General features: G+C 69.9%; 21 protein-coding genes and 2 riboswitches. Of the genes, 9 read left to right on the forward strand and 12 right to left on the reverse strand.

Annotated features, from left to right (window positions below; all coding sequences use genetic code 11):
* Positions 1-19: 19 nt before the first annotated feature.
* Positions 20-634, forward strand: a complete 615-nt coding sequence (locus tag JUB10_RS01170) for a PH domain-containing protein (RefSeq protein WP_207453495.1) — start codon at positions 20-22, stop codon at positions 632-634.
* A gap of 5 nt (positions 635-639) precedes the next feature.
* Here the strand turns inward: JUB10_RS01170 and JUB10_RS01175 are convergent, their stop codons facing one another.
* The 7 genes from JUB10_RS01175 to JUB10_RS01205 all read right to left on the reverse strand — a co-directional run bounded on the left by JUB10_RS01175 (position 640) and on the right by JUB10_RS01205 (position 10,767).
* Entirely contained in the window at positions 640-1,728 is a 1,089-nt protein-coding gene (locus tag JUB10_RS01175) for an ABC transporter permease (protein WP_207453497.1), read from the reverse strand.
* On the reverse strand, positions 1,728-3,257 hold the full coding sequence (locus JUB10_RS01180) for an ABC transporter permease (RefSeq protein ID WP_207453499.1): 1,530 nt from the start codon (positions 3,255-3,257) through the stop codon (positions 1,728-1,730). Before JUB10_RS01180 ends, JUB10_RS01175 begins: the two co-directional genes overlap by 1 nt.
* 94 nt (positions 3,258-3,351) lie before the next feature.
* Positions 3,352-5,160, reverse strand: a complete 1,809-nt coding sequence (locus tag JUB10_RS01185; protein WP_242682010.1) for an ABC transporter family substrate-binding protein — start codon at positions 5,158-5,160, stop codon at positions 3,352-3,354.
* 248 nt (positions 5,161-5,408) lie between these two features.
* Positions 5,409-7,133, reverse strand: a complete 1,725-nt coding sequence (locus JUB10_RS01190; protein ID WP_207453501.1) for a dipeptide ABC transporter ATP-binding protein — start codon at positions 7,131-7,133, stop codon at positions 5,409-5,411.
* Complete coding sequence (locus JUB10_RS01195) at positions 7,130-8,092, reverse strand: ABC transporter permease (RefSeq protein ID WP_207453503.1); 963 nt, start codon at positions 8,090-8,092, stop codon at positions 7,130-7,132. Before JUB10_RS01195 ends, JUB10_RS01190 begins: the two co-directional genes overlap by 4 nt.
* Entirely contained in the window at positions 8,082-9,011 is a 930-nt protein-coding gene (locus JUB10_RS01200; RefSeq protein ID WP_207453505.1) for an ABC transporter permease, read from the reverse strand. The genes JUB10_RS01195 and JUB10_RS01200 overlap by 11 nt, the downstream gene beginning before the upstream one ends.
* 115 nt (positions 9,012-9,126) lie before the next feature.
* On the reverse strand, positions 9,127-10,767 hold the full coding sequence (locus JUB10_RS01205) for a peptide ABC transporter substrate-binding protein (protein ID WP_307859034.1): 1,641 nt from the start codon (positions 10,765-10,767) through the stop codon (positions 9,127-9,129).
* Between the two features lie 207 nt (positions 10,768-10,974).
* On the opposite strand from JUB10_RS01205, the gene JUB10_RS14475 reads away from it, so the two are divergent.
* Positions 10,975-11,514: a PH domain-containing protein gene (locus JUB10_RS14475; protein WP_207453507.1), complete on the forward strand. Its 540-nt coding sequence runs from the start codon at positions 10,975-10,977 to the stop codon at positions 11,512-11,514.
* Positions 11,511-12,287, forward strand: coding sequence for a CPBP family intramembrane glutamic endopeptidase (locus JUB10_RS01215; protein WP_307859035.1), 777 nt, complete (start codon positions 11,511-11,513; stop codon positions 12,285-12,287). Before JUB10_RS14475 ends, JUB10_RS01215 begins: the two co-directional genes overlap by 4 nt.
* 166 nt (positions 12,288-12,453) lie before the next feature.
* On the opposite strand, the gene gcvP is transcribed toward JUB10_RS01215, so the two are convergent.
* The 4 genes from gcvP to JUB10_RS01235 form a co-directional block, all read right to left on the reverse strand.
* On the reverse strand, positions 12,454-15,249 hold the full coding sequence (gcvP, locus tag JUB10_RS01220) for an aminomethyl-transferring glycine dehydrogenase (RefSeq protein ID WP_242682074.1): 2,796 nt from the start codon (positions 15,247-15,249) through the stop codon (positions 12,454-12,456).
* 47 nt (positions 15,250-15,296) lie between these two features.
* On the reverse strand, positions 15,297-15,656 hold the full coding sequence (gene gcvH / locus JUB10_RS01225) for a glycine cleavage system protein GcvH (RefSeq protein ID WP_207453511.1): 360 nt from the start codon (positions 15,654-15,656) through the stop codon (positions 15,297-15,299).
* 3 nt (positions 15,657-15,659) lie between these two features.
* Positions 15,660-16,751 carry a glycine cleavage system aminomethyltransferase GcvT gene (gene gcvT / locus JUB10_RS01230; protein ID WP_207453514.1) on the reverse strand — a complete coding sequence of 364 codons (1,092 nt, stop codon included), beginning with the start codon at positions 16,749-16,751 and terminating at the stop codon, positions 15,660-15,662.
* A gap of 29 nt (positions 16,752-16,780) precedes the next feature.
* Positions 16,781-16,877: riboswitch (glycine riboswitch) on the reverse strand.
* Positions 16,878-16,971: riboswitch (glycine riboswitch) on the reverse strand.
* 95 nt (positions 16,972-17,066) lie between these two features.
* Positions 17,067-17,729 carry a copper resistance protein CopC gene (locus JUB10_RS01235; RefSeq protein WP_207453515.1) on the reverse strand — a complete coding sequence of 221 codons (663 nt, stop codon included), beginning with the start codon at positions 17,727-17,729 and terminating at the stop codon, positions 17,067-17,069.
* 125 nt (positions 17,730-17,854) lie between these two features.
* On the opposite strand from JUB10_RS01235, the gene JUB10_RS01240 reads away from it, so the two are divergent.
* Positions 17,855-18,484 carry a hypothetical protein gene (locus JUB10_RS01240; protein ID WP_207453517.1) on the forward strand — a complete coding sequence of 210 codons (630 nt, stop codon included), beginning with the start codon at positions 17,855-17,857 and terminating at the stop codon, positions 18,482-18,484.
* Here the strand turns inward: JUB10_RS01240 and JUB10_RS01245 are convergent.
* Positions 18,460-19,692, reverse strand: a complete 1,233-nt coding sequence (locus JUB10_RS01245) for an ROK family protein (RefSeq protein WP_207453519.1) — start codon at positions 19,690-19,692, stop codon at positions 18,460-18,462. The two genes, JUB10_RS01240 and JUB10_RS01245, sit on opposite strands and share 25 nt — an antisense overlap.
* A gap of 136 nt (positions 19,693-19,828) precedes the next feature.
* Here JUB10_RS01245 and JUB10_RS01250 point away from each other — a divergent pair, with 136 nt between their 5' ends.
* The 5 genes from JUB10_RS01250 to JUB10_RS01270 all read left to right on the forward strand — a co-directional run bounded on the left by JUB10_RS01250 (position 19,829) and on the right by JUB10_RS01270 (position 26,318).
* On the forward strand, positions 19,829-21,061 hold the full coding sequence (locus JUB10_RS01250) for an ABC transporter substrate-binding protein (RefSeq protein ID WP_207453527.1): 1,233 nt from the start codon (positions 19,829-19,831) through the stop codon (positions 21,059-21,061).
* A gap of 26 nt (positions 21,062-21,087) precedes the next feature.
* Positions 21,088-22,041, forward strand: a complete 954-nt coding sequence (locus tag JUB10_RS01255; protein ID WP_207453528.1) for a carbohydrate ABC transporter permease — start codon at positions 21,088-21,090, stop codon at positions 22,039-22,041.
* Complete coding sequence (locus tag JUB10_RS01260; protein ID WP_207453529.1) at positions 22,038-22,943, forward strand: carbohydrate ABC transporter permease; 906 nt, start codon at positions 22,038-22,040, stop codon at positions 22,941-22,943. The genes JUB10_RS01255 and JUB10_RS01260 overlap by 4 nt, the downstream gene beginning before the upstream one ends.
* 46 nt (positions 22,944-22,989) lie before the next feature.
* Positions 22,990-24,660, forward strand: coding sequence for a glycoside hydrolase family 13 protein (locus tag JUB10_RS01265; protein ID WP_207453530.1), 1,671 nt, complete (start codon positions 22,990-22,992; stop codon positions 24,658-24,660).
* A 203-nt stretch (positions 24,661-24,863) separates the two neighbouring features.
* A complete protein-coding gene (locus JUB10_RS01270; RefSeq protein WP_207453531.1) occupies positions 24,864-26,318 on the forward strand; it encodes a PP2C family protein-serine/threonine phosphatase in 1,455 nt (484 codons plus the stop codon).

A 26,318-nucleotide genomic window follows, 5' to 3' on the forward strand; every position in this document is an offset into this window, starting at 1 on the left:
CTGCTGAGAAGCTTGCGTCATGAAGTTCCAGCCCGCCCGCTTCCGGCCGGCGTTCGGCCGAGTGCTGACGGTGGTGGTCGCGGCTCTCGCCGCGCTGACGGTCGCGCTGATCGTCGTCGAGGGGTCCCTCGCGGCGCTGGCGATCCAGATCTGGCCCGCTCTCCTCGTGGTGGCGATCGTGTGGGCGCTGTTCTGGCGCCCCGAGCTCGCGGTCGAGGAGCACGCGATCACGATGCGGAACGTGTTCCGCACGCATCACCTGCCCTGGGCGGCGATCCAGCGCATCGACACGAAGTGGGCTCTCGTGCTGTTCACCGAGCAGGGCGCCTACACGGCGTGGGCCGCGCCCGCCCCGTCGCGCTTCGCCGTGGGCAACGTCGATCCCAACGACCTGCGCGTGATCAGCGGCTCGGCGCTGCCTCGCGGTGAGGCCGTGCGCCCGGGCGACGTGCCCTCCACGGCATCCGGCGCCGCCGCGTTCGTCGTGCGTCGGCACCTCGTCGACCTGCAGGAGGACGACGCGTTCGCGGGTCTCTCCCCCGAGGCGCGACGCGTGCGCAGCACCTGGAACGTGCTGCCGATCGCGGTGCTCGCCGCGCTGACGCTCGCGAGCGTCGTCGCGCTCGCGCTGTAGCGGGGTCATCGGGTCCCCTGGCCGCCGTCGCGCTCGCTGAGGTCGGACGCGATCGGCGCGTTCGCCGCCGCGACGTCGCCCGTCACCGCGTTCGCACCCTTGCCCTTGGCGAGGGCGCGGGCGCTCGGCATCCGCTTCTGGCGCGGGTCGAACGCGTCGCGCAGCCCGTCGCCGATGAAGTTGATGCACAGGGCGATCGCGATGATGAACAGACCCGGCCACCAGAACAGCCACGGCCGCGTCGCGAACGCCGCCTGGTTGTCGCTGATGATCTTGCCGAGCGACGTGTCGGGGCTCTGCACGCCGAAGCCGAGGAAGCTCAGCGCCGTCTCGAGCAGGATCGCCGCCGCCATGAGCAGGGTCGAGTTGACGATGATGACGCCGACCGTGTTCGGCAGGATGTGGCGGAAGATGATGCGCCGGTCGCGGGCGCCGGCCACGCGGGCGGCGTCGACGAACTCGCGCTCGCGCAGCGACAGGAACTCGGCGCGCACGAGGCGGGCGAGGCTCGTCCACGAGAACAGGCCGATGACCACGCCGAGCACGCTCGCCCCGAGGGAGCCGAACGCGACGCCGAGCACGGCCCCGATGACGATGATCGGGATCGTGATGATCACGTCGGTGAAGCGCATGAGCACGCTGTCGATCGCCTTGCGGTAGTAGCCGCTCAGCGCGCCGATGACGACGCCGATCACGGTCGCGATGATGCCCGCGATGAACATGACCGACAGCGACTGCTGCGTGCCGCGCATGACGAGCGCGAAGATGTCGCGGCCGACCTCGTCCTGACCGAACGGGTGGGCGAGGCTCGGGCGGGTGCGGTTCTCGACCGGGGTCAGCGCGTCCCAGGTGAACGGCCACCAGCCGGGCGTGCGCCACGGGCCGATCGTCACGCCGACCGAGGTCGTGGAGAGCAGGATGATCGCGGCGAGCACGATCATCGCGATCACGGCGCCCTTGTGCCGGAAGAACCGGCGGCGCACGATCTGCCCCTGGCTGAGGCCCTCGACCTCCTTGAGCTCGAGGTTGGATGCCTCGTCGGTGACGCCCGGCTCGTTGTGGCCGGGCTCCTGCACCGGGATGTTCGTAGTCATCAGCTGATCCTGATCCGGGGGTCGAGCGCGGCGTACACGAGGTCCGCGATGAGGTTGAAGATGATCGCGAGCGTGCCCGTCACGAGGAAGAACGCCATAACGGGGTTCGGGTCGGTGCGCTCCAAACCGTTCTGGAACAGCGCGCCCATACCCGTCCAGGCGAAGACCCGCTCGGTGATGACGGCGCCGCCGACGATCGCCCCGATGTCGAAAGCGATGATCGTCGCGACCGGGATCATCGCGTTGCGGAACGCGTGCCGCACGAGCACGGTGCGCTCGGTGAGACCCTTCGCGCGGGCGGTGCGGATGTAGTCCTGGTTGAGCACCTCGAGCATGCTCGACCGGGTGTACCGGGTGTAGCTCGCGATCGAGATCAGGATGAGCGCGATCGTGGGCAGCAGCAGGTGGGTGAACGAGTCGACGCCCTGCACCCAGAAGTTGCCGCCGAGGTTCGGCGTCTCCGCGCCGATCGTCGCGATCGGACGGCCGCGGACGCGGCTCGAGTTGCTGTAGGCGTTCCAGTACGACATGAACTCGTCGAGCGCGATGACACCGGCGGTGAGGAAGCCGACGATCGCGGCGGTGCGCGCGGACTGCCAGCGGTCGTGCCCGCCCCAGAAGTAGCCGATGGCACCCGAGAGCAAGATCGTGCCGATCGCGAGCCCGAGGAACAGCGGCAGCGTCATGGAGACGAAGAGGAACTGCAGCGGGTAGTAGAGGACGATCGCGAGCACGGCGACGGTCAGCGACGCGTAGAGCGCGCGCCGGTTGCGCAGGCCCGCGGAGATCGCGGTCACCGCGAAGGCGAGACCGATCGCGGTGAGCGCGACGACGACGATGCCGAGCGACGGCGTGAGGAACCACTCGGTCGCGCTCATGTAGGCGAGCGCCGCGCCCGTGACGACGGCCGCGGTGCCGCCGGCGATCAGTCGCCGCTTGAGGTCCCCGCCCGCGATGCCCGCCGCGATCAGCCCGAGCGCGAGCGCGATCACCACGATCGCGAGGGGCGGGATCGTGGGCTGCCGCAGGAAGTCGTTGAAGCCGATGGCGATGTACTGCTTCAGCAGCACGGCGACCCAGAAGATCGGCAGCGAGAAGAAGAGGAACGTCACGAAGGTGACGGAGTAGTCGTAGGTGCTGTACTGCCGCAGCGCGGTCGTGATGCCGATGATCACGCCGATGACGACGGCCACGATCGCGGCGAAGGTCACGAGCTGCAGCGTCTGCCCGAGCGCCTGCCCGAGGATCTCGAGCACGGGCTGGCCCTGCACGTTGAAGCCGAGGTTGCACTGGCCGATGAAGCATCCGCCGACTCCGCCGAGCCAGATGAAGTAGCGGAGGTAGGGCGGCACGTCCAGGTTGAGCAGGTCGATGCGACGCTCGATCAGCTGGGCGGCGTTGGGGGCGGTGCTGGCTCGCAGGTCCTCGAGGGGGTCACCCGACAGCGCCGTCAGGATGTACATGAGGTACGTGGCTGCGAGGAAGACGAAGAAGGAGGCGACGAGCCTCCGGATCACGAAGGTGGCCAAGAGGGGTTCTTCCGGGTCGTGGGCGGGAATCCGGGGGCCGAGCCTGACGGCTCGACCCCCGGGACTGCTCTACAGAGCGATCAGGATCTCGGGATTACTCCGCGAGCTCCCACTCCCACGCGTTCCAGAAGATGGTCGGCGCGATGATCGACGGGTCGACGTTCTCGATCCGCTCGCTCACGCCGGTGACCGCCGGGAACTGGAAGATGGTGACGCCGTAGGCGTCCTCCCAGAGCAGGCGGTCGACCTCCTGCTGGAGCTCGATCTGACGGTCAGCCTCGAAGGTGCCGTTGAGCTCGTCGAGCGCAGCGGTGACCTCGGGGTTGTCGTAGTAGTTGAGGTTGTTCAGACCGCCCGGGACGTAGTTGGCACGAGCCTCGGTGACACCGAGACCGGTCGACTGCCATCCGAAGAGCGAGGCGTCGTACGCACCCGGGGTGCCGAGGAGGCCACCCCACTCCGCGCTGCCGCAGTCGGTGACGTTGAAGCCGGCCTGGTTGGCCGAAGCCTGGATCAGGGCGAACTCGTTGACACGACGCGGGTTGTTGTTCGCGTAGAGGATGCAGACCTCGGGGTTGGTGACCCCGGCCTCGGCGAGGAGCGCCTTGGCACCCTCGATGTCGACCTCGGCGTACTCGGAGGAGCCGTTGTTCTCGACCGACTCGTCGTAGCCCTCGGCACCCGGCACGAAGATCTGCGAGTTACGCACGATGGCGTCCTCGCCGATGATCGGCTTGATCAGGGTGTCGACGATCTCCTGACGCGGGATCGTCTTGAGGAACGCCTGGCGCACGCGGATGTCCTCGAAGACGCCCGGGTTGCGGCTGTTCTGGAACTGCAGGTCGACGTGCTCGTACGTGCCCTCGAGACCGGTGATGATCTCGATGCCGTCGATGCCCTCGAGACCCTCGACGACGTCGGTGGTCGCCTGGGGCGAGATGATGTCGACCTCGCCGTTCTCGAGCGCGGTGACCGCGGCGAGCGGGTCGGCGATGAAGCGGATCGTGATCTCGTCGATCGACGGCTGCTTGTCACCCTCGTAGTTCTCGTTGGCCGAGAGCGTCACGTACTGGTCGGCGACCAGATCGGTGATCACGTAGGGGCCGGTCGAGAGCACGAGCGCCGGGTCCTCCGGCATCTCGTTGAAGTTGAAGATGGTGTTCCACGCGTTCGAGATCGCCGCGAGGGCCTCGGTGTCGTTGTTCAGGATGGCGTCCTCAACAGCGGCCTTGCCCTCCTCGGGGTCCTCGATGCCGAGCGCGTAGGACGCGACGACGTGGGCCGGCAGGATCTGGCCTGCGCTACCGAAGACGAGCTCCCAGTCGACGAAGGGCGAGTCGTAGGTGAGCGTGATGCTCTTGCCGTCGTCGCTGACCTCGGGGGTCTGGGTGACGAGGTCGAGACCGGTGCCGCCACCGTCGAAGTAGACCTGACCCTCGGGGAAGTCCTCGGTGATCTCACCGGACTCGGGGTCCTGGAACGCCGACGGGTCGAAGTTCGGGTCGTTGAACGCGTTCGACTGCGACGCCCAGTTGAGCAGCAGGTCGGCGGTGTCGACCGGCTGACCGTCGGACCACGTCGCGGTGTCGGCGAGCGTGTACTCGACGACCTGCGGGTCCTCGCTGACGAGCTCGTAGGTGCCGAAGGACTCGTCCTTCACCCACTCGGGCGTGTTGTTGTAGTAGCCGAAGGCCGAGTTGGTCAGGCTAATGATGTTCTGGTTCGCGGTGGCGTTACCGAACGAGGTGTTGCCGTTGTACGCGTAGAACGCCTGGTTCCATGCGACGTTGACGCTCGATCCCTCGTCGAGGCCGCTGTCTGCCTCCGGCGCCGAGCAACCCGACAGCACCAGGGCGGTGGCCCCGAGCACTGCGGTCGCGGCCGCGAGCTTTCCGATCCTCAATGTTCCTCCTGTGCAAGTGGAAACGCGGTGGTGCATCGCAGCACCGCGCCGTACTAAATGCACCATAAGGACCACTGGAAGAGGTTCCAAAACTGAAGGCCGAAACTTTACAAACTGGTTACTCTCGCGCCTCGTCCTTGCACTAGACGCACGAATCGTGCGTGGACAGCGCTTGCATTGGAAGCATGCGCTGTGTATTAGCGCCTCGCCGAGGGGCCGGGGACCGGTACGGCCCCTCGGTCGAGGCGTCAGCTCGCCAGCAGCGAGGCCCCGGGGATCGCCTCGAGGAGGTCCCGGGTGTACTGCTCGCGGGGGTTGTCGAACACCTCGTCGGTCGCGGCCTGCTCGACGATGCGGCCCTTCTGCATGACGCACACGTTGTCGGCGATCACGCGCACCACCGCGAGGTCGTGCGTGATGAAGAGGTAGGTGAGCCCCAGCTCCTCCTGCAGCTCGGCCAGCAGCGAGAGGATCTGCGCCTGCACGAGCACGTCGAGCGCCGACACGGCCTCGTCGAGCACGACGATCTCCGGCTTGAGCGCGAGGGCGCGCGCGATCGCGATGCGCTGGCGCTGACCGCCCGAGAGCTCGTTCGGGTAGCGGCCCGCGAGCACGCGCGGCAGGGCCACCTGGTCGAGCAGCTCGAGGACGCGCTGGCGCCGCGAGGCGCGGTCGCCGACGCCGTGCACCGTGAGGGGTTCGGCGATGATGCTGCCGATGCTCATCAGCGGGTCGAGCGAACCGTACGGGTCCTGGAACACCGGCTGCATCCGGCGGCGGAGCTCGAAGCGGGCACGGCCGGTGAGGGCGTCGGTGCGGCGTCCGTCGATCGTGATCGCGCCCGACGTCGGCGTCTCGAGTCCGAGCAGCAGCTTCGCGACCGTGCTCTTGCCCGAGCCCGACTCGCCGACGAGCGCCGTGGTGGTGCCCTTGGGGATCGAGAACGAGACCTTGTCGACGGCGGTGAACTCGGTGGAGCGGAAGCCGCCCTGCCGGATCTTGAACACCTTCGTCAGCTCGTCGACGACGATCGCGTCGCCGGCCTCGCGGCGCGCGTCCTCGTGCTGAAGCCGGTGCTCGGCCGCCGACGCGAGGTCGAGCTGCTCGACCTCGAGGGCCGCCTGCTGCTCGCCGCTCGCGACGGGCGCGACCTCGCCGGCGCCGGACGCCTGGATGCGGCGGGAGGCGAGGCTCGGCGCTGCGGCGATGAGGCGCTGGGTGTAAGGATGACGCGGGTTGCGCAGGATCTCGAGCGACGGCCCTGCCTCGACGATGCGGCCCTTGTACATCACGATGAGCTTCGACGCACGCTCGGCGGCGAGGCCGAGATCGTGCGTGATGAACATTAGCGCGGTGCCCGAGTTCTCGGTGAGCGAGTCGAGGTGGTCGAGGATGCGCCGCTGCACGGTCACGTCGAGCGCGGACGTCGGCTCGTCGGCGATGAGCAGCGACGGGTTGGCCGCGAGCCCCATGCCGATGAGGACGCGCTGGCGCATACCGCCCGAGAACTGGTGCGGGTACTGGTGGAAACGCTGCTCGGCACCCGGGAGCCCGGCCTGCTGCAGCACCTCGATCGACTTGGCCTTCGCCCCGGCACGGTCGGTCGCGAGGCCGTTGGCGCGCACGGTCTCGCGCACCTGGAAGCCGACGCTCCAAACCGGGTCGAGGTTCGACATCGGATCCTGGGGCACGAAGCCGATGCGCTTGCCGCGCACCTCCTCGAGCTCGGCCGTCGACGCCTTCGCGAGGTCCTTGCCCTCGAACAGCACCTTGCCGCCGAGGATCTCGCCGCCGCCGGGGAGCAGATTGATGATCGCCGCGGCCGTGGTCGACTTGCCGGAGCCGGACTCCCCCACGATCGCGACGGACTCGCCGCGGTCGATGGTGAAGGAGACGCCGTTCAGCGCCTTGACGACGCCGTTGCCGGTGCGGAAGCCGACCTCCAGGTCGACGACTTCGAGGAGCCTGGTCATCGGCGCGCCCTCGCTCTCGGGTCGAGGGCGTTGCGGAGAGCCTCGCCCATGAGGATGAAGGACAGGACCGTGACGATCAGCGCGAGCGACGGCCAGATGAGCGGCATCGGCTCGGTGCGCAGGGTCGCCTGGGCCTGGCTGATGTCGTTGCCCCACGACATGATCGAGTTGGGCAGGCCGACCCCGAGGAACGACAGGGTCGCCTCGGCCGTGATCGCGGCCGCGAGGGAGATCGTCGAGATCACGATGACCGGCGCGATGGCGTTCGGCAGCACGTGGCGGAGCAGGATGCGGAACCGGCTGAGACCGAGCGCGATCGACGCCATCACGAAGTCGGCGTTCTTCACCCGCATCACCTCCGCGCGCATGACGCGGGCGGTGGACGGCCAGGCGAAGAGGCCGATGGCGAGCGAGATCACGAAGATGTTCCGGTGCGCCGAGAGCACCGACATGATGACGACGGCCGCGAGGATGTAGGGGATCGAGAAGAAGATGTCGCCGGCGCGCGAAAGCACCGCGTCGACCACTCCCCCGTAGTACCCGGCGAGCGAGCCGAACAGGATCCCGAGCACGCTCGTCAGGAGCACGACGATCAGGCCGACCGACAGCGACGTGCCCGTGCCGGTGACGATGCGCGCGTAGACGTCGCAGCCCTGGCGGGTGTAGCCGAGCACGTGACCGGCCTCGGGACCGGCGTTGCTCTTGGCGATGTCGCAGAAGCGGGGGTCGACCGAGGTGAACAGCCCCGGGAACAGCGCGACGACGGTGATGAACAGGATCAGCACGCCGGAGACCCAGAAGACCGGACGGCGGCGCAGGTCGCGCCAGGCGTCGATCCAGAGGTTGCTCCGCCGCTCGTCGAGCTTGACGGAGTCGATCTGCACGACGGCCTCGTCTGCGAAGTCGGAGACGTAGTGCGGGGCGTCGCTCGCCCGGCCGGTGCTCAGGTCACTTCGCATAGCGGATCCTCGGGTCGAGCGCGGCGTACAGAAGGTCGATCACGATGTTCACGATCAGGTAGATGAGCACCATCACGGTCACGAACGAGACGACGGTCGGTCGCTCTCCGCGGATGATGGCCTGGTAGAGGGTGTTGCCGACGCCGGGCACGTTGAAGATGCCCTCGGTGACGGTGGCGCCGACGATCAGCAGACCGAAGTCGGAGCCGAACTGCGTCGTCACGGGGATCAGCGAGTTGCGCAGGATGTGCACGGGCACGACACGACGGCGCGAGAGGCCCTTGCTGTAGGCGGTGCGCACGAAGTCGGAGCGCGAGGTCTCCATGACCGACGTGCGGGCCAGGCGGATCGGGGTGGCGATCACGAAGAGCGCGAGCACGATGCCGGGCAGCAGCATGTTGCCGATCGAGGTGTTCGCCCCGACGGTGGGGCTGAACCAGCCGAGCTGCACCGCGAAGAAGAACTGGGCGATGAAGCAGAGCACGAAGATCGGCATCGAGATCAGCAGCAGGCTGAAGCCGAGGCTGAAGTAGTCGACGATCCCGCCGGGACGCAGTCCGCTGATGAGGCCCAGCGCGAGGGCGACGACGATCTCGATGACGATCGCGATCGCGGCCAGCTGCAGCGTGACCGGGAAGGTGCGGGCGAGGATCTCGTTGACCGACTGACCGGAGAACGACAGGCCGAAGTTCCCCTGCAGCACGTTGCCCAGGTAGTTGAGGTACTGGACGATGAACGGCTGGTTGAACTGGTACTGCTCCTCGAGACGCTCGAGGAGCGCCGGGTTCGGCGCGCGGTCCCCGAAGAGGCCGAGGATCGGATTCCCCGGCATGGCGAAGACCATGAAGTAGATGAGGAAGGTCGTGCCGATCAGGACCGGGATGGCCTGGAGGATCCGGCGGACCAGGTAGTAGAGCACAGGTGGTCAGGGCTTTCCGGGGGCGGGGCGTCGTGGGCCCGTGTCCCCGTCGGAACGGATGGAACTCACGGGAAGCGGGGGCGGCGTGGTGCGCCGCCCCCGCCCCGTGGCGAGATCAGGACTTGGTGATCTCGTAGTAGAGCGGCACCGAGTGCCAGTCGAACTCGACGTTGTCGACACCCTCGCCGTAGCCGCCGGTGACGTTGGCGTACCAGAGCGGGATCGCGGGGAGGTCCTCGAGGAGGATCTCCTGCGCCTGCTGGTAGAGCTCGTTCGCCGCGTCGGCGTCGGTGGTGACGGCGCCCTCGTTGATCAGCGCGTCGAACTCGGGGTTCGAGTAGCCGCCGTCGTTCGAGGAGGCGTTGGTCGCGTAGAGCGGTCCGAGGAAGTTGAACAGACCCGGGTAGTCGGCCTGCCAACCGGTGCGGAAGCCGGCGGTGGTCAGCGTCTTGTCGACGATGGCCGAGCGCGACTCGGCGAACGTCGGCAGCGGGTTGCCGGAGGCGTCGATGCCGAGCGTGTTCTTGATGCTGTTCGCGACGGCGTCGACCCAGGCCTGGTGGCCTCCGTCGGCGTTGTACGTGATCTGGAAGGTGCCCGACCACGGGGAGATCGCGTCGGCCTCGGCCCACAGGCGCTTGGCCTCGTCGGCGTCGAACTGCAGCACCTCGGCGCCCTCGAGGCTGTCGGTCCAGCCGTCGATGGTGGGCGACGTGAAGTCGGATGCCGGGGTGCGCGTGCCCTCGAAGATCACGTCGGTGATCTGCTCGCGGTCGATGGCCATCGACAGCGCCTGGCGGCGGAGCTTGCCCTCCTCGCCGAGGAAGTGCTCGAAGGCGCTCGGGTCGGCCCAGCCCTCGGCGACCGAGGGAATGGTGAACGACTGGAACACGGCGGCGGGCTGGTTCACGGCCCGGTCACCGAGGTCCGACTCGAAGGTGCCGAAGTTGGCATCCGGGATCGCGTCGAGCACGTCGAGGTTGCCGGCCAGCAGGTCGGCGTAGGCCGCGTCCTGCGTGGCGTAGAAGACGATCGAGAGACCGTCGTTCTGCGGCTCGCGGCCACCTGTGTAGTCAGGGTTGGTCGCGAGGTCGATCTTGACGTCGTGCTGCCACGCGCCCTCGCCCGAGAGCATGTACGGGCCGTTGCCGATGGGGTTCTCACCGAAGGCGGTCATGTCCTCGAAGGCCACGTCCGGCAGCGGGTAGAACGCCGAGTAGCCGAGGCGCAGCGGGAAGTCCGAGCGCGGGGCGTTGAGCGTGACGGTGAAGGTGTAGTCGTCGACCTTCGCGAGACCGGTCAGCGGGCTGTCGGTCTCGTAGCTGAAGCCCTGGATGTCCTCGAAGAAGTACGAGTTCAGCTGGCCGTTGCTGAGCAGAGCGCCGTACTGCCAGGCGTTGATGAACGAGTCGGCGTCGACGGGCTCACCGTTGGTGAACTCGTGACCCTCGGCGATCGTGATCGTGAACGTCTGGTTGTCCTCGGTCTCGATCGACTCGGCCATGTCGTTGACGGGCGAGCCGTCGGCCTCGTAGTAGACGAGACCGGCGAAGATCGCGTCGAGGATCTTGCCACCCCCGACCTCGTTGGTGTTGGTCGGGATCAGCGGGTTCTGGGGCTCAGAACCGTTCGCGGTGATGACCCCGGAACCGCCGGAGCTCCCCTGCTCGCCGCCGCCCGCGGTGCAGCCGGTGAGCACGAGTGCCCCGGCCGTGGCGAGCGCAGCGAGGCCGAGCCCGATGCGTCCATTTCGCACGAATTTCTCCTCTGTGATGACAGAACGTGGCGCGCGGGATGTGTGATCCCGACGAACGCCGCGGACAACCATAAGAGAACGCATCAGATTCTGCAGAATCGGCAAACACGCGCGCGGTGCATAACAGGAGATGTAGCCAGGAGCAAATCGAGCGCCCCGGCCGGGCGCGTCTCGGCGCTCCCCGGCGAGCTCCGGCATACTTTCCCGGTGCATCAGGCGAGGTCGTTCCGCGCGGGCAGCGCTCGAACTCAGGCCCTCGTCGTCGCGATCGGCGCAGCGATAGTACTCGTGCTGCTCGCCCTGAGTGGCGATGCGTACCTGCTGCTGCACGCCGGCCCGCCGGTGCTGCTCGTCGCCGCGGGCATCTGGGCCGCGTTCTGGCTGCCGTCGCTCGAGGCCGACGAAGACGGGGTCGTCGTCCGCAACCCGCTGCGCACGCACCGGATGCCGTGGAGTGCCGTGACCGGCGTAGTCGTCGACTGGCAGCTCGCCGTTCTCGCGGGCTCGCGCAAGGTCACGGTGTGGGCCCTTCCCCGCGAGGCCCGGCCGGTCCGCTCCTACATGCGGGCGGGCGAGGACGTCACCGCGACCTCCGCGACCGCCGTCGCCGCTCGGCTGATCACCGAGGAGCTCGAGTCCCGGCGCGGAGAGCCGACGTCGGGTGAGGTGCGGACTCGGTGGAACGTGGTGGTCGTGCTCGTGCTCGCGGCGCTCGCCGTGGCATCCGTCGTGAGCCTGTTCACGTGAGCGCCGTGGAGACGCAGTCGCGGCAGCGCCTCGCATGGGAGGTCGGCATCGTGCTCGCGCTCTCGTTCGGGCTGAGCGCGCTGTACTCGATCGTCTCGATCATCGACCGGCTGACCCGCGAGGTGCGGCTGTCGCAGCAGACATCCGCCCTGAACCAGCCGCTGTCCGACCGGCAGTGGCTCGACCTGACCTACCAGCTGCTCAGCGTCTTCGCCGATCTCGCGCCGGTCGCGCTCGTGTGCTGGCTCGCTTGGTCGAGTACCCGCCCGCACCTCGGCGCACTCGGCGTGGACTTCTCCCGGGCCGGACGGGACTCGCTGCGCGGCGTCGCGCTCGTCGCGATCATCGGCATTCCGGGGCTCGGGCTGTACTTCGCCGGGCGCGCGCTCGACCTCACGACGACCGTCGTGCCGGCACCGCTCGACCAGTACTGGTGGACCGTCCCCGTGCTCCTGCTTTCCGCCGCCCGGGCGGGCATCAGCGAGGAGCTCATCGTCGTCGGCTACCTCTTCGACCGGCTGCGCCGCCTCGGCTGGTCGACCTGGACGATCATCGTCTCCACGTCGCTGCTGCGCGGCGGGTACCACCTGTACCAGGGCATCGGCGCCTTCGTCGGCAACGTCGCGATGGGCCTGCTGTTCGGTTGGCTCTACTCGCGCTGGGGCCGGGTCGTCCCGTTCCTGGTCGCGCACATCCTGATCGACGCGCTCGTGTTCGTGGGATACCCGGTGGTGGCGGGGGCGTTCCCGGCGCTGTTCGGGCTGCCGGAGTAGGCGGGCCCGTCGAATCGTCGGCGTAGATCATGAACGGCGCGGGCGACACGCTGCGTGGTGCGGCATGGCGCCCGCGCTCGTCATGTTCTGCGCCGGTCGGAGCGCGAGTGCGCAGTAACTGCTGGCCCCCACCGCGGCGGTCAGCAGTTACTGCGCACTCGGCGTCTTACGCGAAGGCCTCCAGCGGGGGGCACGCGCACATGAGGTTGCGGTCGCCGTACGCCTGGTCGATGCGGCGCACCGGGGGCCAGTACTTCGAGCGCACCAGCGAGCGCACCGGATAGACGGCGACCTCGCGCGGGTAGGCGTGCGCCCACTCCCCCGCGATGACCGACTCCGCGGTGTGCGGGGCGTTCACGAGCGGGTTGTCGTCGGCCGGCCACTCGCCGCGCGCCACGGCGTCCGCCTCCTGCCGGATCGCGATCATCGCGTCGATGAAGCGGTCGATCTCGGCGAGGTCCTCGCTCTCGGTCGGCTCGACCATGAGGGTGCCCGCGACCGGGAACGACATCGTCGGGGCGTGGAAGCCGTAGTCGATGAGCCGCTTCGCGACGTCGTCGACCGTTATGCCGGTCTCGGCCTTCAGCGGGCGCAGGTCGAGGATGCACTCGTGCGCGACGAGCCCGTTGTCGCCCGCGTAGAGCACCGGGTAGTGCTCGCGCAGCCGGGCGGCGACGTAGTTCGCGGCGAGCACGGCGGCGCCGGTCGCCTGCTTGAGACCCTCGCTGCCCATCATCCGCACGTACGCCCAGCTGATCGGCAGGATGCTCGGGCTGCCGTACGGCGCCGCCGACACCACGTTCGCGTGCGCGGGCAGCTCCTCGGCGGAGCGGCCGACGACCACGTCGCGCTGCTGCAGCGGGTGCCCCGGCAGCCACGGCGCGAGGTGCGCCTTCGCCGCGACGGGTCCGACGCCGGGGCCGCCTCCGCCGTGTGGGATGCAGAAGGTCTTGTGCAGGTTGAGGTGGCTGACGTCACCGCCGAAGTCGCCGAACCGCGCGTAGCCGAGGAGCGCGTTGAGGTTCGCGCCGTCGACGTAGACCTGCCCGCCCGCGGCGTGCACCGCGTCGCAGATCGTGCGCACCTCGTGCTCGTACACGCCGTGCGTCGACGGGTACGTGATCATGAGCGCCGCGAGCGTGTCGCCGTGCTCCGCGATCTTCGCGTGCAGGTCGTCTAGGTCGACGTTGCCGTTCTCGTCGGTCGCCACGACGACGACCCTCATGCCCGCGAGCACCGCGCTCGCGGCGTTCGTGCCGTGCGCCGACTGCGGGATCAGGCAGACCACGCGCTGCTCGTCGCCGCGCGAGCGGTGGTACCCGCGGATCGCGAGCAGCCCCGCGAGCTCCCCCTGGCTGCCGGCGTTGGGCTGCAGCGAGACGCTGTCGTACCCGGTCACCTCCGCCAGCCAGGCCGACAGCTGCTCGATGAGCTCGAGGTAGCCCTCGGTGTCGGAGGCCGGCGCAAACGGATGCAGCGACGCGAACTCGGGCCACGTCACGGCCTCCATCTCGGTGGCCGCGTTGAGCTTCATGGTGCAGCTGCCGAGCGGGATCATGCCCCGGTCGAGCGCGTAGTCCTTGTCGGCGAGGTACTTCAGGTAGCGCATCATGCTCGTCTCCGAGCGGTGCGTGTTGAAGACCGGGTGAGTGAGGTAGTCGCTCGTGCGGCGCAGGTCCTCGGGCAGCGCCGACTCGCCGCGCGGCGCCTCGCCAGGCTCCGCGCTGAACGCCTGTGCGACGGTGCGCACGTCGTCCGCGGTCGTGGTCTCGTCGAGCGCGACCGACACGGTGTCGTCGTCGACCTGCCACACCAGCACGTCGTGCTCGAGCGCGGCGGAGACCACGGCGGAAGCCCGCCCCGGCACGCGCACGGTGAGCGTGTCGAAGAACGCGGGTGACGCGAGTTCGAGCTCCGCCGACTGCAGGCCGGCGGCGAGCGCGCGGGCGTGCCCGTGCACCTGCTGCGCGATCCGCTTCAGCCCGCCGGGTCCGTGGTACACCGCGTACATCGAGGCCATCACGGCGAGCAGCACCTGCGCGGTGCAGATGTTCGACGTGGCCTTCTCGCGGCGGATGTGCTGCTCCCGCGCCTGCAGCGACAAACGGTAGGCGGGCTGCCCCGAGGCATCCTGCGACACCCCGACGAGCCGGCCGGGCAGCTGCCGCTCGAGACCCTTGCGCACGGCCATGTACCCGGCGTGCGGTCCGCCGAAGCCCATGGGCACGCCGAAGCGCTGGGTCGTGCCGACCGCGACGTCGGCGCCGAGCTCGCCCGGCGAGGCGAGCAGCGTCAGCGCGAGCAGGTCGGCCGCGACGACCGCGAGGCCGCCCGCGGCCTTGACCGCGGCGATCGCCTCGGCCGGGTTCCAGACGCGGCCGGATGCCCCGGGGTACTGCACGAACGCGCCGAACGCCTCGGGCAGGTCGCCGTCGAACGCGGTCTCGACGAGCTGGATGCCCACGGCTTCGGCGCGGTTAACGAGCAGCGCCTTGGTCTGCGGCAGCGCGTCGGCGTCGACGAGGAACACGTTCGTCTTCGCGCCTGAGGCGCGGCGCGCGAGCAGCATGCCCTCGACGACGGCGGTGCCCTCGTCGAGCATCGACGCGTTGGCGGTGGCGAGGCCGGTGAGGTCGGCGACCATCGTCTGAAAGTTGATGAGCGCTTCTAGCCGGCCCTGCGAGATCTCCGGCTGGTACGGCGTGTACGCGGTGTACCAGCTCGGGTTCTCGAGCACGTTCCGCTTGATGACGGCGGGGGTGAACGTGTCGTAGTAGCCGAGCCCGATCATCGAGCGGCGCACGTGGTTCTTCGCCGCGAGCGCGCGGAGCTCCGCGAGGGCCTCCCGCTCGCCGATCGCGGCGGGGATGGTCGACTGCTCGATCACGCCCTGCGCGATCGAGCGCGGAACCGCCGCCTCGACGAGGGCCTCGACCGAGTCGTAGCCCACTGCGTCGAGCATCGCGAGCTGCGCGACCCCGTCGGTGCCGATGTGTCGTTCGACGAAGCTCACGCGATCAGCTCCTTGTACTGCTCCTCGGTGAGCAGCTCGGGCAGCTCGGTGAACTCGACCTTGATGAGCCAGCCCTCGCCCTGCGGGTCGGAGTTCACGAGCTCGGGCGTCGACACGACGGCGTCGTTCGACTCGACGACCGTGCCGTCGACCGGCGCGAACAGCTCGCCGACCGATTTGGTCGACTCGACCTCGCCGACGACGGTGCCGGATGCCACGGCCGAGCCGGCCGCCGGCAGATCGACGTAGACGATGTCGCCGAGCTGGTCGGCGGCGAACTGGGTGATGCCGACGGTCGCGACCTGGCCGTCGATCGAGACCCACTCGTGGTCCTTGGTGTAGTGGAGCTCCGCCATGGCTCAGGCCTTTCGCTTGTAGAAGGGGAGGTCGGTGACGACGGCGGGGATGCGGGACCCGCGCACGTCGAGGAACAGGGGGGTGCCGAGCGCGGCGACCTCGGGGTCGACGAAGGCCATCGCGATCGGGTGTCCGAGCGTCGGCGACAGGGCGCCGCTCGTGATCTCGCCGACGACGGTGTCACCGGACAGTACGGGGTAGCCGACGCGGCCCGCGCGGCGGCCCTCGGCGACGAGGCCCACGAGCACGCGGGAACCGGCGGGCGGCCCGGCCTCGACGGCGGCACGACCGACGAAGTCGGCCTCCTTGCCCTTCGGCGGCGCGACGCGGGCGAGCCCGGCCTGCGCGGGCAGCACGTCGAGCGAGAGCTCGTGCCCGTAGAGCGGCATGCCCGCCTCGAGGCGCAGGGTGTCGCGCGCGGCGAGCCCGGCGGGCACGAGACCGTGCGGCTGCCCCGCGGCGACGAGCGCCGACCAGAGCGCGGATGCCTCAGCCGGTGGCACGTACAGCTCGAAGCCGTCCTCGCCGGTGTAGCCGGTCCGGGCGACGAGGGCGCCGTTCACGGCCCGGACGGAGTAGTAGCGGAGGGCCGCCGCGTCGCCGAAGCCGGCGTCGCCGAGGATCGCCTGCGCGGCGGGACCCTGCACCGCGACGATCGCGGTCCCCTCGGTCTCGTCGGTCAGCGTGGCGTCCGCGTCGCCGAGCCGCTCCTGCAGGGCGGCCACGACGGCGAAGCGGTTGCCGGCGTTGGCGACGACGTGGAAGAGGGTCTCGTCGAGGCGGTAGACGATGAGGTCGTCGATGATCCCGCCGGTCTCGGTGAGGATCAGCGCGTAGCGGGCCGCCCCGGGCAGCATCGCCGAGGCGTTGACGGTGAGCGCGGCGTCGAGGAACGCGGCGGCGCCCGCTCCCTCGACCCGGAGGTTCGCCATGTGCGAGATGTCGAAGATGCCGGCCTCGGTGCGCACGGCGTGGTGCTCGGCGAGGTCGGAGGTGTAGCGCACGGGCATCCGCCAGCCGGCGAAGTCGGTGAAGGACGCGCCCGCCGCGACATGGGTGTCGTGGAGCGGGGAGGTGCGGTCGAGATCGGTCACGAGTTCTCCGGAGCGTGAAGCGTCGGTGGAACTCCCCCTCTGTCACGAGCCTGAGAGCTTCGCCGCGCGATCGCACGGCTTTCTCCTTCGGCGGACCGCCATGGGGCGATCACTTTCCAGAGCGGCCTGGTCGACGCGGTACGCGTACCTGAGAGATTGGCGGGGAGGCTTGCTCCTTCGGTGCCCCACCTGGATCGTGGAGCTCTCCCGCGTGACGTGGGGCCCGATGTTCGTTTGTGCGGTCAGCCTAGCGGAGCCGGTGCCGCTCGGACATCCGGCCGCGGACATCAGGCCCGGGACATCAGGCCCGGGACGTCACTCCGTGCGGCGTCGACGCGTGAGGTAGAGCACGACCGCGACGGCGATGGCGAGGAGCACGAGCCCGCCGATCACGACCGGCAGCACCGGGAACTCGGATGCCTCGGTCGTCGGCAGCGCCTCGCCCGCCTCCTCGGTCGGGGTGGCGCTCGCCTCGGACCCCGCCTCGGGGCTGGGGCTCGGGCTCGCGGTCACCTGCCCAGCGCCGGCCTCGACGCGGTACTCGTCGCCGCAGGCGCGAGCGGTGTCGGAGCCGGCGTACTGGGTGGCGCCCTCCGCGGGCGCGTAGGTGAAGGGGACGGTTCCGGAGATGGGGTGGCCGTCGCTCGAGACGACCTGCCAGCGGATCTCGTACGCGCCGCCCGCGCCGAGCGCGGTCTCGACGGTCGCGGTCGCGCCCTCGACGACGGTGCAGCCGGAGTCGTAGAACAGCCCGTCGGGACCGACGACCTGCACGAGGTTCGCCCCGCCGCCGAGCAGCTCCGCGCTGTAGTCGAGCGTGACCGAGGGGAGGTCCGCGACGCTCGCGCCCGCCTCCGGAGTGCTGCCGGTCAGCTCGTCGTGCGCCTGCGCGGGAGCGGCCGTGCCGAGCACGAGGGCGGCGGGCACGAGGGCGGCGAGCACGAGGGCGGACAGGCGGGCATGTCGAGCGGATGTCACGGGCGCAGTCTGCCACGCCGACCTTGATGACGCTCCGCCCGGTCGAGGGCGCCTGGTCGGCGGCGGCCTGGTCAGCGGCGGCGCGGAGGGCTAGCGTTCCAAGCAGAACTCACGAGGGAGTCGCCATGATCGCCCGAATCATGCCCGTCGCCGTGATCGCGGTCGCGGCGCTGACCCTGACGGGGTGCTCGCTCCCCCGTGTCGACGTCGAGGCGTGGGAGGCAGCCCAGGCGCCGGTCGACCAGGAGGCCCCGCCCGAGTCGGAGGCCCCGCTCGAGCAGCCGCCGGTCGAGGAGGAGCTCGTCGAGAACGTGCCGATCGAGCTCGGCGCTCCCGCCGAGTTCTACGGCTCGGGCGGCGCGCTGCTCGCCCGCTTCTCGCTGACCGAGATCGTCGTCGATCCGGTCTGCACCGCCGCCGACGCGGGGCTCCCGGCGAACGGCCACTTCGTCGCCCTGCGCGTCGACGTCGAGACGTTCCCGGAGCTCGGCAGCGACGACGTGCCGCTGATCAGCTTCGACCCCTTCTTCTGGCAGGCGTACGACGACGCCGGCGAGCCCGCGCTCGAGGTGATCGGGCACGGGGCGCTCTGCATGGACGAGTCAGAGCTGCTGCCGCTCGCGATCGGGCCGTCCGAGCGCCTCACCGGGCTCGTCGTGCTCGACGTCGCGGCCGAGAGCGGGTCGGTCGTCTACAACCCGTTCTCCTCCGGCGGCGGCTGGGAGTGGCTCTACGGGGCCTCGGCCCCCGCCTGAACCGGTTCGGCCGGTGAGAACGACAGTGGATCCTCACGCACGAGGTCGAGCGCGCGGGTGACCGCGCCGAGACCGACGACGCTGTCGCCGAGCGTCGACGCGACGAGGTCGGGCGCCGACGGACGGGAGAAGCGCTCGAGGTAGGGCCGCGCCCGCTCGAGCAGGAGTCCCACCGACGGGGCGACGGCGCCCGCGACGATCATCCGGTCGACGTCGAGGATGCCCGCGAGGATCGCCGCGATGCGGGCGAGCCGCTCCGCGAGGCGCTCGACGATCGCGAGGGCGGCCGCGTCACCGGCATCCGCCGCGGCGAAGACCGCGGGTGCCTGCAGCTCGTCGAGGGGCAGTCGGGCGAGCACGGAGCCTGCCGGCAGCTCCCCCGCCTCCCGCGCCTCGCGCACCCACTTGCGGGCGAGCAGCCCGAGACCGTCGGCGCTGCCGACGTCGCTCACCAGCTCGAGCACGTGCATCTCGCCCGTGGCGCCGCGCGATCCCCGCACGAGCCTGTCGTTCACGACGAAGCCTGCGCCGAAACGCTCGCCGCTCAGCAGTGTCGCGAAGGAGGGCACGTTCCGCCCCTCCCCGAGCGCCCGCTCGGCGAGCGCGGCGAGGTTCGCGTCGTTCTCGACGACCACCTGCCAGCCGCGCGCGGCGAACTCCTGCGCGTACCCGGGGTTCATCGACGCCCACCAGCCGCCCCGCCCGTACGGCGACGCGCCCTCGGCATCCGTCGGCGCGGGCACCGCCACGACGCAGCTGAGCACGTCGGCGTCGACAGCGCCGGCCGCGTCGAGGGCGTCGTCGACGACGGATGCCACGAACGCGCGCCGCTCGTCGGGCGTCACCGCGTCGGGGTCGAGCCGACGCGTCACGCGCTCGACGACCGCGCCCCGCAGGTCGGCCACGATCGTCGTCACGTGGTGCGGGGCGGCGTCGACGCCGACCAGCAGGCCCGCGCGGTCGCGGAGGGTGTAGCGGCGGGCGGGGCGGCCGAGGCGGTAGTCGTCGCCGCGGGTGTCGGCGAGCTCCTCGAGCCAGCCTCGCTCGACGAGCTCGTCGCAGAGGCCGATGACGGTCGCGCGGCTGAGGCCCGTGCTGGCCATCGCGTCGCTCGCGGTGAAGACGTCCGACCCGAGGGCGTGCCGGAGCAGGGCGCTCGCGTTGAGCCGCCGCAGCGACGGCGGCGTCGATCCGATCGGCTTGCTCATCCCGAGCCCTCCTCGACTTGCTTCAGGGTCTAAATATAGGTTAGGAATGAACTCGCCAGCCCCGCTTCAACGACGAAACGACGGAGACGCCGTGCCCACACCACCTGTCCTCGGTCGGCCTTTCAGCCGACGCGCCATGCTCGGCGGCCTCGGTGCCGCCGGGGCGACGGCCCTCCTCGCCGGCTGCAGTTCGCCGGGCGCGGGCCGCACCGACATCACGTTCTACATGACGAAGACCGAGGTGCTCGAACACTTCGGCGAGCTGATCGCCGAGTTCAACTCCTCCCAGTCGAACGTGCGGGTCATCCTCGACTCGACCTCGAACATCGCGGCGAACTTCGTGCGCGGCAATCCGCCGGACATCGCCTGCTTCACCTACAACCTCGAGATGGCCCGGTTCATGGAGCGCGGCGCCCTGAGCGACCTCTCCGACGTGCGCATCGCGTCAGAGATCCGGCCGGAGGTGCAGGAGCTCGTCGACCAGTACGCCACCTACCCCGGGCGCACGAGCGTGATCCCGTGGTCGGTCACCGCGGCATCCGTCATCTACAACCAGCAGATCTTCGAGGAGCAGGGCCTCGCGGTCCCGCAGACGTGGAGCGAGTTCACCGAGGTGTGCGAGGCGCTGACCGCGGCCGGCATCACCCCGATCTACGGCACGTACCGCGACCCCTGGACCCTCGCGCAGGGGCACTTCGACTACACGACCGGCGGCAGCCTCGACGTCGCCGCGTTCTTCGACGCGATGCACGAGGAGGGCACGCAGGTCGGCATCGACTCGTCGGTGTCGTTCCAGCAGGACTTCCGCGAGCCGATGGAGCGCATGGTCCAGCTGAACGAGTGGTCGAACCAGAACGCGGCGAGCCGCGGCTACGGCGAGGGCAACTTCGCGATGGGCGAGGGCGAGGCCGCGATGTACATGCAGGGCCCGTGGGCGCTGACGGAGATCGAGAAGACGGCTCCGGATGCCCCGCTCGGCAACTTCCCGCTGCCGATGACCGAAGACCCGAACGACACCAGGGTGCGCGTGAACCTCGACCTCGCGCTGTGGATCCCCGAGGCCTCCCCCAACAAGGAGGCGGCGCGGGAGTTCCTGGACTTCCTCACGCAGCCGGAGGTGCAGGACACCTACAACCAGCAGTTTCTCGCCTTCGGCACCCGCCGCGACGCCCCGCCGCAGCAGGACGACCGCATCGCCGAACTGCAGACGTACTACGACGAGGGCCGCTTCTACCAGGGCGCCTCGAAGGCGATCCCGCTGACCATCCCCGCCGAGGGCTACATCCAGGCGATGATGACCGGCTCCAGCGTGGAGGGCACCCTCCGCACGATGGACAACGACTGGCGCCGGCTGGCGCTGCGCAGCTGACCCGAGGATTCGAAGGAGAAACCCCGATGGCTTCCACCGCCCCCGCGCCGAGCGTCGCACGCCCGGTGCCCAAGGCCGGCGCGACCGCCGCCCGGCAGGGCACGAAGACCCGCCGCAGACGGCGCCGCGTCGACCCCGTCTTCTACGCGTTCCTGCTGCCGGCGCTCGCGCTCTTCACCGTCGCGATCACGGTGCCCGCGATCACCGGGATCTTCTACAGCTTCACGAACTCGATCGGGTTCGGGGAGTTCGAGTTCATCGGCTTCCTGAACTACGTCGTGCTGTTCTCCGACCCCGCGGTGCTCAGCTCCTACGGGTTCACGATGGGCTTCGCGCTCGTCACCGTCGTGCTGGTCAACCTGATCGCGTTCTTCCTCGCCCTGGGGCTGACCTCGCGCATCCGGTTCCGGAACACGCTGCGAGCGGCGTTCGTGATCCCGATGGTCATCTCGGGCATCATCATCGCCTACGTCTTCCAATACCTGTTCTCGAACTCGCTCCCCGCGCTCGGGCAGTCGATCGGCAACCCGCTGCTGTCGCAGAGCATCCTCGCGAACGCCGATCTCGCCTGGCTCGGCATCGTCATCGTCACCACCTGGCAGGCGGTGCCGAGCGCGCTGCTGATCTACATCGCAGGCCTGCTGTCGATCCCCGGCGAGGTCTACGAGGCCGGCCAGATCGACGGCGCGACGGGCTGGCAGCGGCTGCGCTCGATCACCCTGCCGCTCGTGGCCGGGTACGTCGTGATCAACATGATCATCGGGTTCAAGAACTTCATCAACTCGTACGACATCATCGTGGGCCTCACGAACGGCGGTCCCGGCACCGCCACCCGAAGCGTCGCGATGACGATCTTCACGGGCTTCACGGGCGGCGACTACGCCTACCAGATGGCCAACGCGGCCATCTTCTTCCTCATCGCGATCGCCATCGCGGTGCTCCAGCTGCGCGTCACCCGCGGAAAGGCGGCGATCCGATGAGCACTCCCACGATCGAAACGATCGCCGAGCCGACCGTCCAGCAGCGCCGGGTGCCCCGGCAGCGCGGCCGCGGCAGGGTCGGCCAGGAGCGCACGAACGTTCCGGCGACCGTGCTGCTGATCCTCGCCGCCGTCACCGTCGTCGTGCCGCTCTACGTGACGGTCATGATGTCGCTGAAGACGGATGCCCAGGCCGTCGACGGCAACGCCTTCAGCCTGCCCCTGCCGATCGACTTCTCGACCTTCGCCCGCGCGTGGCAGCTCACCGACTTCCCGCGCGCGTTCGGGGTGAGCGTTTTCGTCAGCGCCGTCACGGTGGCCGGCACGATCATCCTGAGCGCCCTCGCCTCCTACGCGATCGTGCGCAACTGGGACCGCCGGCTCTTCCGCTGGTCGTTCTTCTACCTGCTCGCCGCGATGTTCCTGCCGTTCCCGGTGGTCGCGCTCGCGCAGATCAAGATGACCGGCCTCGTCGGCCTCGACAACCCGGTGGGCGTCGCGTTCCTGCACATCATGTTCCAGATGTCGTTCAGCATCCTGCTGTTCACCGCGTTCCTCCGCTCCATCCCGGAGGAGCTCGAGGAGAGCGCCCGCATCGACGGCGCGACGACGACGCAGGTCTTCTGGCGGCTGATCTTCCCGCTGCTCGCCCCGATGAGCGCGACGGTCGGCATCTTCGCCTTCCTCGCCTCGTGGAACGACTTCATGATGCCGTCGCTCATCACCGCGGACCCCGCCCTGCAGACCCTCCCGGTCGTGCAGAGCCTCTTCCAGGACCAGTTCACCGCCAACTACAACGTCGCGTTCGCGTCGTACCTCATGGCGATGGCCCCGGCGATCCTCGTCTACCTCTTCACCCAGCGCTGGGTGCTCTCCGGGGTGACGCAGGGCGCCATCAAGTGACCACCGACCCCTGCACGACCCACGACAGAAGGACGACCCTGCCCGCATGACCGACCTGCTCGAGTCCCCCACCCACGCCCTGCTGGCCGCCGACCCCGACTGGTGGCGCCAGGCCGCCGTGTACCAGATCTATCCGCGCAGCTTCGCCGACAGCGACGGCGACGGCATCGGCGACCTCCGCGGCATCACCGAGAAGGTGCCCTACCTCTCCTCGCTCGGCATCGACGCGGTCTGGCTGAGCCCGTTCTACCCGTCCGCGCTCGCGGACGGCGGCTACGACGTCGACGACTACCGCGACGTCGACCCCAAGCTCGGCACGCTCGCCGACTTCGACGAGATGGTCGAGGCACTGCACGGCGCCGGCATCCGCCTCATCGTCGACATCGTGCCGAACCACACGTCCGACCGGCACGAGTGGTTCCGCGAGGCGCTCGCCTCGCCCAAGGGGTCGCCCGCCCGCGCCCGCTACATCTTCCGCGACGGCAAGGGCGAGAACGGCGAGCTTCCGCCGTCGGACTGGGTGTCGACGTTCGGCGGCCCGGCCTGGGAGCCGGTCGGCGACGGTCAGTGGTACATGCACTACTTCGCCAAGGAGCAGCCCGACCTCGACTGGACGAACCAGGAGGTGCGCGACGACTTCCTGAAGACGCTGCGCTTCTGGTCCGACCGCGGTGCTGACGGGTTCCGCGTCGACGTCGCCCACGGCTGCGCCAAGGACCTGCCGGAGGAGCTGCCGAGCCAGGCCGAGCTCGACGCCCTCGAGCGCACGAGCGGCACGCACCCGCTGTGGGACCGCGACGAGGTGCACGAGATCTACGCCGAGTGGCGGAATGTGTTCAACGAGTACGACCCGCCGCGCGTCGGCGTCGCCGAGGCGTGGGTCGACCCGGAGCGGCGCTCCCGCTACGCGAGCGCCGAGGGCCTCGGTCAGGCGTTCAACTTCGACCTGCTCGAGGCCGACTTCGAGCCGCAGCAGTTCCGCGAGATCATCGCGTTCAACCTCGCCGAGGCCGCGGGCGCCGGGTCGTCGACGACGTGGGTGTTCAGCAACCACGACGTCGTGCGGCACGCGACGCGGTACGCGCTGCCGCCCCGCGGCGAGGACACGAAGAAGGCCGGAAACGCGTGGCTGCTCTCGGGCGGCACCGACCCGGTCGCCGACGTCGAGGGCGGCCTCCGCCGCGCGCGGGCCGCGACCCTGGTGATGCTCGCGCTGCCCGGATCGGCGTACGTCTACCAGGGCGAGGAGCTCGGTCTGCCCGAGGTCGCCGACATCCCCGACGAGGCCCGTCAGGATCCGACCTTCTTCCGCAGCCCCGGCGTCGACAAGGGACGCGACGGATGCCGGGTGCCGATGCCCTGGACGACGAGCGGCGACTCCTACGGCTTCGGCCCGGCGGGCGCGCACCTCCCCCAGCCCGCCGTCTACGGAGAGCTGTCGGTCGAGGCGCAGGAGGGCGTCGCGGGGTCGACGCTCGAGTTCTACCGCACCGCCCTGCGGCTGCGGCACGAGCTGCAGACCGACGAGACGCTCGACTGGATCGAGTCCGACCCGCACGTGCTGCACTTCCGCCGTCCCGGCGGCTGGCACGTCGTGACGAACTTCGGCACGGAGCCGGTCGCCCTGCCCGCGGGCGAGCTGCTGCACTCCTCCGGTCCGGTCGAGGGCGGCGCGCTGCCCGGCGAGACGACGGTCTGGTTGCGCTCGGCTGAGTGAGGGACACGGCAGGCGGCGGATGCTCCGGGGCATCCGCCGCCTCGTCGTTTTCACCCCCGCTTTGGGGCCAAGAGGCCTCGTGACCCGTCCGATGGTAGGTCGATACCGTGGATTTCGCGGCCGCCACCCACGGCCGTACCCGCGCGGGGGCTCGACCCGGCCCACGCCGCGACCCGACCCGAAAGAGGCGTCGCTTGCTGGACATGACGACGCTGCACTGGATGTGCAGCCTGGCCGCTCTGTGCCTGCTGATTCCGATCTACCTCACCTCCTACCGCCGCACCCGCTACCCGTACACGCTCTGGTGGAGCGGAACGCTGCTGCTGACCTTCCTCGCCCACTCCTTCTTCCTGCTCGACGGCCCCGTCACCGGGATGTGGGCGGTGCCGCTCGCGAACGCGTTCGTCGTCATGACCCTCGCCGCCGCCCGCTGCTCGGTGCGCGCGCTGCGCACGGGTCACTCGCGCAAGCGGCTCGTGGTCGTCACGGGCGCGCTGACGCTGATCGCCTCGGCGACGCACACCCCCGACCACCCGCTGTGGTCGGGCGAAGCGGTCGGCCTCGCCGCCCTCACCGTGGTGCTCGCGCTGACCGCTGTCGAGCTCTGGCAGCTCGAGCTGCGCCTCGGCGGGACCAAGCTCTTCGTGCTCGCGAGCGTCGGGTTCTCCCTCTTCTTCGCGGCCCGGTTCGCCGGGGTGCTGGTCGACGCGACCGACGGCGGGACCTTCACCCCTCGGCTCGACGACCCCGTCAGCACGTTCCTCGAGTTCGTGCTGCTGATCCTCGCGACGACGCACATGTTCACGGTCAGTCACGACCAGCACGCCGAGGTCGCGCAGCGCAAGCTGCTGCGGTCGGATGCCACCGAGGCCGAGGCCATCCAGCGCAAGGCCGAGCGCACCCGCGCCCAGCTCGACGAGGCCGCACGCGTGCAGACCCGGCTCATGCCGCACAAGGCGCCCGACCTGCCGGGCTACGAGGTCGCGGGCGCGTGCATCCCGAGCGGCCAGGGCAGCGGCGACTTCTTCGACTGGCAGCGCACCGGCTGCGGGCTCACCGTCACGATCGGTGACGTCATGGGCAAGGGCATGGGCGCCGCGATGATCGCCGCGACCATGCGCGCGGCCCTGCGTGCGGGCGTCGCGCAGTCGTCGACGACCTCGCTCATCCGCAGCATCGACACCGTGATCGAACCCGATCTCGCGGTCAACGACTCCTTCGTCACGCTGTTCCACGCGCAGCTCTCGCCCGAGGACGGCCGCCTCGACATCATCGACGCGGGACACGGCCTCGGCCTCGTCGTCCGCGCCGACGGCACCCGCACGCGCATCCTCGGCGGCAACCTGCCCCTCGGGGTGCTGCCCGAGCAGGACTGGATGTCGCGCGAGCAGCACCTCGACGTCGGCGACGTGCTCCTCGTCTTCAGCGACGGCTTGCTCGACCTCTTCGACGGCCGCGACGACCAGTTCGAACGCGCAGTGCACGCGGCGCTCACCGAGGGCCGCTCCCCCAACGACATCGTGAAGGCGGTGCGCCGCCTCGCCCGCGGTCGTCAGCTGACGGACGACGTGACCGTCGTCGCGGTGCGCCGCACCGCCCCGGTGCCGGCCCGTCGCGCGACGACGACGCCGGACGCGGAGCTCACCGCCGCGTCCTAG

Source organism: Desertivibrio insolitus, from assembly GCF_017355965.1.
Classification (GTDB): domain Bacteria; phylum Actinomycetota; class Actinomycetes; order Actinomycetales; family Microbacteriaceae; genus JAFIQW01.